General features: G+C 38.9%; 12 protein-coding genes. 10 read left to right on the forward strand and 2 right to left on the reverse strand.

From position 1 onward, the window contains the following. Nucleotides 1-14 precede the first annotated feature (14 nt). Together sdaAA and F7731_RS08860 are read left to right on the forward strand one after the other, a co-directional pair. Nucleotides 15-890 carry an L-serine ammonia-lyase, iron-sulfur-dependent, subunit alpha gene (gene sdaAA, locus F7731_RS08855; RefSeq protein ID WP_151534438.1) on the forward strand — a complete coding sequence of 292 codons (876 nt, stop codon included), beginning with the start codon at nucleotides 15-17 and terminating at the stop codon, nucleotides 888-890. 165 nt (nucleotides 891-1,055) lie between these two features. Continuing rightward, on the forward strand, nucleotides 1,056-2,297 hold the full coding sequence (locus F7731_RS08860) for an MFS transporter (RefSeq protein WP_151534394.1): 1,242 nt from the start codon (nucleotides 1,056-1,058) through the stop codon (nucleotides 2,295-2,297). A gap of 41 nt (nucleotides 2,298-2,338) precedes the next feature. On the opposite strand, the gene F7731_RS08865 is transcribed toward F7731_RS08860, so the two are convergent. Further along, nucleotides 2,339-3,712: a dipeptidase gene (locus tag F7731_RS08865; protein ID WP_151534395.1), complete on the reverse strand. Its 1,374-nt coding sequence runs from the start codon at nucleotides 3,710-3,712 to the stop codon at nucleotides 2,339-2,341. A 333-nt stretch (nucleotides 3,713-4,045) separates the two neighbouring features. Here F7731_RS08865 and paaA point away from each other — a divergent pair, with 333 nt between their 5' ends. The 8 genes from paaA to F7731_RS08905 all read left to right on the forward strand — a co-directional run bounded on the left by paaA (nucleotide 4,046) and on the right by F7731_RS08905 (nucleotide 9,869). After that, a complete protein-coding gene (gene paaA / locus F7731_RS08870; RefSeq protein WP_246197166.1) occupies nucleotides 4,046-4,948 on the forward strand; it encodes a 1,2-phenylacetyl-CoA epoxidase subunit PaaA in 903 nt (300 codons plus the stop codon). Nucleotides 4,949-4,974: 26 nt separating this feature from the next. Continuing rightward, nucleotides 4,975-5,331, forward strand: a complete 357-nt coding sequence (gene paaB / locus F7731_RS08875) for a 1,2-phenylacetyl-CoA epoxidase subunit PaaB (RefSeq protein ID WP_151534397.1) — start codon at nucleotides 4,975-4,977, stop codon at nucleotides 5,329-5,331. A gap of 10 nt (nucleotides 5,332-5,341) precedes the next feature. Further along, a complete protein-coding gene (paaC, locus tag F7731_RS08880; RefSeq protein ID WP_151534439.1) occupies nucleotides 5,342-6,133 on the forward strand; it encodes a 1,2-phenylacetyl-CoA epoxidase subunit PaaC in 792 nt (263 codons plus the stop codon). 20 nt (nucleotides 6,134-6,153) lie between these two features. Next, nucleotides 6,154-6,648: a 1,2-phenylacetyl-CoA epoxidase subunit PaaD gene (paaD, locus tag F7731_RS08885; RefSeq protein WP_151534398.1), complete on the forward strand. Its 495-nt coding sequence runs from the start codon at nucleotides 6,154-6,156 to the stop codon at nucleotides 6,646-6,648. 29 nt (nucleotides 6,649-6,677) lie between these two features. Further along, nucleotides 6,678-6,986: an EthD family reductase gene (locus F7731_RS08890; RefSeq protein WP_151534399.1), complete on the forward strand. Its 309-nt coding sequence runs from the start codon at nucleotides 6,678-6,680 to the stop codon at nucleotides 6,984-6,986. A 62-nt stretch (nucleotides 6,987-7,048) separates the two neighbouring features. Continuing rightward, on the forward strand, nucleotides 7,049-7,822 hold the full coding sequence (locus tag F7731_RS08895) for an enoyl-CoA hydratase-related protein (protein ID WP_151534400.1): 774 nt from the start codon (nucleotides 7,049-7,051) through the stop codon (nucleotides 7,820-7,822). A gap of 175 nt (nucleotides 7,823-7,997) precedes the next feature. After that, nucleotides 7,998-8,873, forward strand: a complete 876-nt coding sequence (gene paaX, locus F7731_RS08900; RefSeq protein ID WP_151534401.1) for a phenylacetic acid degradation operon negative regulatory protein PaaX — start codon at nucleotides 7,998-8,000, stop codon at nucleotides 8,871-8,873. A 45-nt stretch (nucleotides 8,874-8,918) separates the two neighbouring features. After that, on the forward strand, nucleotides 8,919-9,869 hold the full coding sequence (locus tag F7731_RS08905) for an NAD(P)H-dependent flavin oxidoreductase (protein ID WP_151534402.1): 951 nt from the start codon (nucleotides 8,919-8,921) through the stop codon (nucleotides 9,867-9,869). A gap of 55 nt (nucleotides 9,870-9,924) precedes the next feature. Here the strand turns inward: F7731_RS08905 and F7731_RS08910 are convergent. Then, on the reverse strand, nucleotides 9,925-10,013 hold an 89-nt coding region (locus F7731_RS08910; protein ID WP_151534440.1), incomplete at its 5' end, for an IS3 family transposase.

Below are 10,013 nucleotides of genomic sequence, written 5' to 3' on the forward strand. Positions count from 1 at the left end.
TGAAATGGATGATTTTGTTTAGAAATGTAGCTGAACTCGTTGAACTTGCTGAAAAGAAACAAGTGAAAATAGCCGAAATCATGATTCAGCAAGAAATAGAAGTAACAGGTCTTTCAAGAGAAGAAATTATTGCAAAAATGGACCGAAATTTAACTGTCATGGAACAAGCTGTCGAACGTGGATTAAAAGGAGTGACATCGGTCTCTGGCTTAACAGGCGGGGATGCAGTTCTTCTTCAAAATTATATGAAAACCGGAAAAGCATTATCGGGTAATATTCTGCTTGATGCAGTAAGTAAAGCGGTTGCAACGAATGAAGTCAACGCTGCGATGGGAACAATTTGTGCCACACCGACAGCTGGCTCTGCAGGTGTTGTACCAGGGACATTATTTGCCGTGAAGGAAGTATTGAATCCAACGCGTATGGAAATGATCGAGTTTTTATTTACCTCAGCAGCTTTCGGATTTGTTGTGGCAAACAATGCATCTATTTCAGGTGCTGCTGGCGGTTGTCAGGCTGAGGTTGGCTCCGCAAGCGGAATGGCGGCCGCTTCAATCGTAGAACTTGCAGGCGGTACACCTAGTCAAGCTGCTGAAGCGATGGCGATTACTTTGAAAAACATGCTTGGATTAGTTTGTGATCCAGTTGCTGGTTTGGTAGAGGTTCCATGTGTAAAGCGTAATGCAATGGGGGCTTCCAACGCAATGACTGCAGCCGATATGGCCCTTGCTGGCATTAAAAGCCGGATCCCATGTGATGAAGTCATTCAAGCGATGTTCTTAATTGGTCAGTCGATGCCATCTGCCTTAAGAGAAACAGCAGAAGGCGGTCTTGCTGCAACACCTACAGGACGTAGATTAGAAGCTGAAATTTTTGGTAAAAAAGAATAAATTCAAAAAACCTGGATTCTTACAAGTCCAGGTTTTTTTATGCCTAAAATATTTTTATGATCGAGTCGAAACATATTGCAACTATGGAGGGAAGGGATTATGATTACGTAAGTAAAATGTTTAGCATATCGAAATACATACTTTTCTAATAGGGGAAGAGAAAAAATGGCAGAGTCCTTTAGCACTTTAAAATTAAATGAAAAGCTTAGTATTCGGAACGGCATTGCTACAACAGTTGTCTTAAATATTTGCAATAATTATTTTCCATTATTCGCAATTAGTGTACTTGGAGCGACGAATTATCAAGTTGGCTTAATTAGTTCATTGCCTCAGTTTATCGGAATGTTTGCGATGCTTCTTGGCTCGCTCATATTAAGCAGATTGGAAGAAAAAAAGAAGTTTACTGCCTATTCCTTTCTTGCTGCGCGATTGTTTTTAATTGCCATGTTTTTTGTTATTTATTTGCCTATTGAATTTCGAAGTTGGGTATTCGTTCTTTTAATCGGATTTATGAATCTCCCAGGCTCATTTGCCAATTTAAGCTGGCAATCCTTTATTGGAGACATCATTCCAGATGAAAGAAGGAGCGGCTTTTTTAGTGAAAGGAATAGAGTAATGACGATAGTTGGGATGATATCGACGTTTATGATTGGTATTCTTCTCCAGCAATCCGAAACTAGTAATCCTGTGCCGTTTCAACTATTATTTCTTGTTGCATTTAGTTTTGGTCTTTTGGAATTTTATTATTTAATGAAGCATATAGAAAAAAAGAATGATAAGAAGAAAGTAAATAAGAAATTCAATCTTGGATTATATGTGTTTAAGAGTAAACCATTCGTATATTTTTTAATTTGCAGTTTATTTTTTAATTTTGGCTGGCAAATGGCCTGGTCCTTGTTTAGCATTTACCAAATTAAATATGCAGGGGCGACAGCCTTTTGGATTAGTCTATTTACAGTATCGAATCAAATCGCCCAAATTGCTAGTTTTAAATGGTGGGGAAGAATGGCAGACAAGCATAGTAATGCAAAAATGCTCATTTTCGCATCATTAGGAATGGCAAGTACTCCTATTTTAACAATGCTCTCAACAAATTTAGTGTATTTAGTCATTGTTAATGCTTCATCAGGTTTATTTTTATCGGGCATCGTATTGCTTTTATTTAATCATCTTTTAGAAGTAACAAATGAGGACAACCGCAGTACTTGTATTTCGAATTATAATATTTTGTTAGCCCTCATCGCGTTTATTGCTCCTCAATTTGGAGTGTTTCTGCTTGAATATACGAATATGGATATTGCCATGATTGTTTCCGGAATATTAAGAGGTTCAAGTGCGATCTTGTTCTTCTTCATGTTTTTATATTTGAAAAAGAGGGAAGTATACTCTATTCATGAGAATATATAGTTAAACGAAAAGACGCCATTTGATCTCGGCGTCTTTTCTTATTATAGTGAGTTTTCAAGTTCATACCAATAATAACAAAGTGTGTCTAATCCTTTGTCGAAGTTTTCTAGATGGAAATGTTCATTAGGTGCATGGAAATTTTCATCTGGAAGCCCGAATCCCATTAACACGACCGGTAGCTTTAAAATTTGGTCAAACGCTGCAACAATGGGAATCGATCCGCCCATTCGTGTATAAGAGGTTGGAACGCCATATACCTTTTCATAAACGCGACCAGCTGCTTGAATGGCTGGGTGATCGAATGGGGTAACAAATGGTGAGCCTTTATCAAATAGTGAAACTGTAACCTCAACACCTTCTGGTTTATTTTTTTCAATGTGCTTTTGCAGAAGGCTAACAATTTCATCAGGGTCTTGATCTGGAACAAGTCGGCAAGTAATCTTGGCGGATGCCTCAGAAGGAATGACGGTTTTTATTCCTTCCCCTTGGAAACCGCCGTAAATTCCGTTCACCTCTAGAGTTGGTCTGACCCATACTCTTTCAAGGGTTGTAAAACCTTCCTCACCGAATAACTCGGAGGCGCCAGCTTGTTCCTTAAAGCTTTCATCACTTATGTTCAAATTTGCATATGCTTGTTTTTCTTCATCTGTTAATAGCTGAACTCGATCATAAAAGCCATCGACAGTAATTTTTCCATTTGCATCATGAAATGAGTTAACTAGCTGAACAAGGGCGTGAATTGGATTTTGAATAGCTCCGCCGAAAAGTCCTGAATGTAAGTCTCCTTTTGCTCCCTTAACATCAATTTGCAGACCGCATAAACCCCTTAATCCATAGCAAATTGCTGGTTTTCCTTTTTCCAACATACCTGTATCTGAGATGACGATGACATCAGCAGCTAGTAATTCTTTATTTTCCTCAACAAATGTTGGAAGGTTAGGGCTGCCAATCTCTTCCTCACCTTCAATGCAAAATTTAAAATTGACTGGAAGTGTGCCTGTTGATTGTAAAATGGCTTCAACGGCTTTTAGATGCATGAATACTTGCCCCTTATCATCGGTAGCTCCGCGAGCATATATTTTCTCATCCCTTATAGCTGCTTCAAAAGGTGGGGTTTCCCATAAATGAAGCGGATCCACTGGCTGGACATCATAGTGGCCGTAAATTAGAATCGTCGGTTTTCCTTCTGCTTTCAGCCACTCTCCGTAGACTACAGGATGACCTTTCGTTTCATACACTTTCACTTGCTCCATTCCAATTCTTTCAAGTGCATCCGCAGTCCACTCGGCGGCTTTTTGCACATCTCCTTTATGATCTGGAAGGGCACTAATGCTTGGAATTGATAGGAATTCAGAAAGTTCCTTTAAATAAATTTCTCTTTTATCTTTAAGATAATCCAATATGGCTTGTTCCATTTTGATCTTCCTCCTTTTTCTCCATTATTATTTCTCCGTAATCACGACATGTTCCTTCTAAAATACAAATGTTATTTAAATATAGCATAAGGTGAACTCATTTGAAAAAGTACAAATTCGAGTGTAATACATAATTAAATAACAATATAAAATTTTCTGAAAATGGATTGACTTTTTCCGATCTTCACGGTATCTTTGTCTTAAACATATGACACATAATATATGATGCGGTAAATTTACGTTATATAAAAACGGCCATTATTGGGGGTGAATGATTTGACGGAAACTTTAAATAATGAGCAACAAGCAGATGAGGAAAAATATCGGGATTTTATGATACGGATTAACGCTGGAGAAAAAATTGAAGCTGATGATTGGATGCCGGATGACTACCGAACGACATTAATAAAATTAATCTCCATGCATGGGATTAGTGAAATTATGGGGGCATTGCCGGAAAAAGAATGGGTCCCTAAAGCTCCTTCTTTAAAAAGAAAACTAGGTATTATGGCAAAAGTACAGGATGAGATGGGACATGGGCAATTACTTTTGAGAGTAGCAGAAGATTTAATGAAGCCATATGGGAAAAATCGTGAAGATATTATGGAGGATTTATTTAGTGGAAAGCTAAAGTTTCATAATGTTTTTCATATGGAAGCTCCTACTTGGGCGGATGCGGGGCTAATTGGCTGGCTAGTTGATGGAGCGGCGATTATATCGCAAACAAATATGCTTGATGCTTCTTACGGACCTTATGCAAGAGCGCTCAAAAGGATTTGTGCAGAAGAAGTGTTTCATGCACAGCATGGTGAATCGATTATTATGGCACTTGCAGAAGGAACGAAGGAACAAAGAGTGATGGTTCAAGATGCTATTAATCGATGGTGGGAAGCACTTCTTATGTTTTTCGGTCCAGCTGATGCATCGACGACAGGAACATCGAAACAAGATACAACGATTAAATACCGTATTCGGACAAAAACAAACGAAGATCTAAGACAGGATTTCTTCTCAAAATACATTCCAAGGGTTTTATCGCTTGGATTAACGGTTCCTGATGAAACAATGCATTTTGATAAAGAAAAGGAGAAATGGGTATATAAGCAGCCTGACTGGGGCCGATTTAAAGAAATCATACGGAATAATGGTCCGAAGTCTCAGGAACGGCTGCAATTACGGCAAACAACGTATATTGAAAATCACTGGGTACGTGAAGCTTTAGCGGCAGCAAAATAAAGATTCTTTAGATGGGGGGAGAACATTTGAGCAGTAGAGGATTTTACGAGGAATTCGAAGTGTTTAGTAAAAGAACGGATACATCTCCGTTGCAATATCAATTTTCCCTGCTTGCCCCAAACGATGAAATCGCTCTTGTGATGGCTCAGGAAAACTTTATGAGGAGAGAGCCAGTAGCAGATATTTGGGTGATTAATCGTTCTCATATTCGGAAAATGTCGCCTGAAGAAAAATTAGCATTGAAGCGGCTCGATAATAAAGAGTATCGCAATACGAAAGGGTATGGATATTTGCGGAAAAAGTGGCGGCAATACGAACAAGGGATGCTTGATGAAAAGGAAATTCTGTCGTGGGGAGGGATAAAAAAGAGTGAACAAGATTGATATTTCATCAATGGATGATGCGTTTAAAACAGCTTTAAAAGCTTTGTTATACCAGCTGGCGGATGATGATTTCATTCTCTCCTATCGAGGTTCTGAATGGCTTGGGCTTGCTCCGCATATTGAGGAGGACGTAGCTTTTTCATCCATTAGTCAAGATACGATGGGGCATGCAGCTATGTTTTATCAGCTTCTTGAAGATCTTGGTGAAGGCAAGGTCGATGAATTAGCCCATGCACGTTCAGCGAAGGAGCGTAGAAATGCCGTTTTGTTGGAAATGGTTAATGGTCCTGGGCATTATTTAGCAAAGCCGCAATATGACTGGGCATTTGCAGTTGTCAGAAACTTTTTTTACGTGCAGGCAAAGAAAATTCGTATGGACTCCTTAAAAAACTCATCTTATACTCCCCTCGCGCACATAGCGATCAATGTGAATATGGAGCTTTATTATCACCTCCTTCATTGGAGAACATGGTTTGTGCAGTTAGTGGATGCTGGCGGGGAGGCAAGAATAAGAATGGAAGCAGCTGTAATTAAGGTGCTGGATGACTTTGAAGGTGTCCTAACTCTCGGACCATTAGGGGGTGAAATGGCGAATTTATATTTAATTGAAGATGAAGAAATGTTGAAACAAAAATGGAAATTGGCTATGCGGCCAATCTTTGAATCTGTCAATTTATCATTACCGGAAAATTTCGGAATGAAGAATGGGAATGGCCGGCTTGGTGAACATGCAAAGGATTTAGAATCAGCATTAGCTATTCTATCCGAAGTATATAATGTGAATCCTGCCGCAAGCTGGTAGGAACAAAGGATTGATTTTGTATGAAGAATTGCCAATCGATGAAAGACAAAATTATTGAAGCTCTTCATAAAGTTAAAGATCCGGAAATCGACACCATTTCAATAGTCGATTTAGGAATGGTTGAGAATGTTTCGGTTCACGATCATGATGTAACAATTGAATTATTGCCAACCTTCATGGGCTGTCCTGCTCTTGACATCATAAGAAAAAACGTAGAGCAAGAAATGAATGACCAATTTAAACTGGACAAAATCAATGTGAAATTCATTTACGATCCACCTTGGACTTCTGACCGTATATCAGCTAAAGGAAGAGAGGATTTAAAGAAATTCGGTATTGCTCCTCCTCCATCACAAATCCTCGATACGGGAGAATGGTATGTGAATTGCCCATACTGCGATTCTCCCTATACATCTTTAGACAATCTTTTCGGACCTACTGCCTGTAGAAGTATTCTTTACTGTAAGACATGTAAAAATCCATTCGAAGCGATGAAACCAGTTTCTACAATATAAAAATATGAATATGAAGGGAAGAAAATGAAATGGCAAAATTAATTGCATTATATAAACATCCTGAAAACAAGGAGGCATTTGATAAGCATTACTTTGAAACTCATGTGCCGCTTACCGAGAAGATTCCTGGACTAAGAAAAATGGAAGTTACAAGAATTATAGGGAGTCCGATGGGCGGAAAAGGAAAATATTATTTAATGTGCGAAATGTATTATGATAGTTTGGAGGCGCTGCAGTCTGCTATGAGAACGGATGAAGGAAAGGCATCGGGAAAGGATGCGATGAAGTTTGCTGGGGATTTAATCACACTCATGATCGGTGAAGCAGCGGATGAATAAAAGTGATTAATTTATAGAAGCGAAAGCCGAACTTTAAGGAAGCAGAGGGGGATTAATCTTCAATGTTTGAAACAGTCAAATATGAAATCCGAAATCAAGTTGCCTGGATTACGTTAAATCGGCCAAATAAATTAAATGCTTTTACTGAGCAGCTAAATTTGGAGCTTAAGGAAGCGATAAAAAATGCGAGCAAAGACTTAGATGTTCGCTGTCTTGTCATAACTGGTGAAGGGCGTTCCTTCTGTTCAGGCCAGGATTTAGAAGATATACCGCAAGATTTGGACTATGGGGAGGTTCTTCGAAGCAGATATAATCCTATGGTTATGGAGCTTCACAAATGTGAAAAGCCAGTGATTGCAGCTGTGAATGGTGTAGCTGCAGGTGCGGGAATGAGTCTAGCTTTAGCATGCGACTTTCGCCTCTTATCTGAAAAAGCTAGTTTTGTTGAAGCTTTTATTCATATTGGACTAGTGCCTGATGCTGGTAATCTTTATTACTTGCCGAGGCTTATTGGCCATGCAAAAGCTTTAGAGCTAGCTGTGCTTGGAGAAAAGATTACTGCCAAGGATGCTGAAAGGTTTGGTCTTGTGACGAAGGTTATCCCTTTAGAGGAATGGACTGAGCAAGTTACTGCTTTTGCTGAAAGGCTTGCTTCCATGCCAACAGCGGCCATTGGCTTGATTAAGAAAAATCTAAAATCAAGTTGGGTAAGCACTCTAGAGGAAGGTTTAGAAAAAGATGCACAGGCACAGCGGCTTGCCGGATTGACAGCCGATCATAAAGAAGGTGTAAAGGCTTTTATGGAAAAACGCAAGCCTGTATTTCAAGGAAAATAACTCAGATTGCGAGCACTTTGTATTACGAGAGTGCTCGTCTCTTCGTTGAATTACTTATTATAGGCATGCAAATTTCCATCTATGAAAAGATTATGAAAATTTCGTTTTATATAGTAGAATTACATAACGTATATTTTTCGACAGACTATATAAATGGAATGGGGATTGGATTCATTTGAACACAAGATCAATGATATTTACACTTTATGGAGATTATATTTCCCATTACGGCAGTAAAATTTGGATTGGCAGTTTAATTAGATTACTGAGTGAATTTGGCCATAATGATCAATCTGTTCGTGCGGCTATTTCAAGAATGAATAAACAGGGGTGGGTTCAATCAGATAAAGTTGGCAATAAGAGCTATTATTCATTAACAGAACGCGGTCAAAAGCGGATCGATGAAGCGGCTAAAAGGATTTTTAAGCTTATACCGGAAAAATGGGATGGACAATGGAGAATATTCATGTACACCATTCCAGAAGAAATTAGGACAGTTAGGGATGAGTTAAGGAAAGAACTTGTTTGGAGTGGGTTCGGCTCTCTATCTACTAGCTGTTGGATTTCTGCCAATAACTTAGAAAAACAAGTGTTTGATTTAATTGAAAAATACGGTATCGGTGAATATGTTGACTTCTTTATTTCCAAATATGCAGGACCACATGAGAATATTAGATTAGTTGAAAAAAGCTGGGACCTAGAGGAGATAAATGCGAAGTATCAAGCCTTCATTTCCGAATATAGTCAAAAATACATTATTGATAAAAATAATATCCAAAAAGGGCAAATGAGTGATGCGGAATGTTTCGTAGAAAGGACAAAGCTTGTCCACGAATACCGAAAATTTCTGTTTGTTGATCCCGGTCTCCCAGAAGAGTTGCTTCCTGAAAAATGGTTAGGCAGTCATGCTGCATCCTTATTCAGTGATTATTATAAGGAATTAGCTGAGCCAGCCTCTCGATTTTTTGAAATGATTTTTAGGGAAGGCAATGAAATCAAGCATAAGGATGCCAATTATGATGTGCTTGATCACCCGTATATTGTGGAATAAAACAAGCTTTATTGATATGGAATTTAGTTAATAGGCGGGGATATGGTGAATGAACTAACAAGCCTTTTAAATGTAAAATACCCAATTATACAAGGCGGCATGGGGAATATTAGCAATGCAATATTAACCGCTGCAGTATCGGAAGCGGGAGGGCTAGGGATGATAGGCGCGGGCACGTTAAGTCCTCCCGAGGTTGAGAAAATCATTGTAGAAACAAAAAAGAGAACATGCAGACCTTTTGCTGTAAATATTGCACTTAGCGTTTCCCCATATGTAAAGGAAATCCTTTCGTTAGTTGTGAAACATAAAATACGTGTCGTGTCACTATCCGCAGGTAATCCTGTGCCATATGTTTCGCTACTTCAGGATCATGGGATAAAAATCATTTCTGTTGCATCTTCAGTCCGCCAAGCGAAAAAAGCAGCATCGGCAGGTGTTGATGTTATCGTTGCTGAAGGGTATGAAGCAGCAGGAATTAACTCTTCTTTAGAATTAACAACACTTACCCTAATTCCTCAAATTGTCCGCGCAGTTACAATCCCTGTTGTCGCTGCTGGAGGGATTGGAGATGGCAACGGTCTTGCTTCCATGCTGGCATTAGGAGCAAGCGGTGTTCAAATGGGTACAAGATTTATCGCTACAAAGGAAGCTCCTTTCCATGATGAATATAAAAAGAGAATTATGAAGGCAAATGACAATGATACCGTAATTGTAGGTCGTTCCATTGGACGAATTCGGCGTGTATTAGCGACCGAGTATGCCCAAACATTATTAGAATATGAAAAAAAGGGGATCACTCCAGAGAAGTTCCATCAATTAACCTCTGAGGATTTTCATATAATCGGCGCGATTAAAGGGGATGGCGTTGCTGGCTTTATGAATGGTGGACAAATCTCTGGTCTAATTAATGATATGCCCTCTGTTCAAGAACTTTTGGAAAGTATGATCAAGGAAGCAAAGCAAAGTTTACAACATGCTACTTCTCTATTTAAATAATTTAAATGAAAGCATACAGAAAGTGATCTGACCCAAGAAAGTTAGACATAAGTACTTAGGCTGCTTCAAGGACCTGAGTTCGGTATTCCACCGGGCTTAGGTCTTTTAATTTTGCCTTCATACGTTTGTTATTATAATAGTAAA

Origin of the sequence: Cytobacillus depressus, from assembly GCF_008923245.1 — a bacterium.
GTDB lineage: Bacteria > Bacillota > Bacilli > Bacillales > Cytobacillaceae > Cytobacillus > Cytobacillus depressus.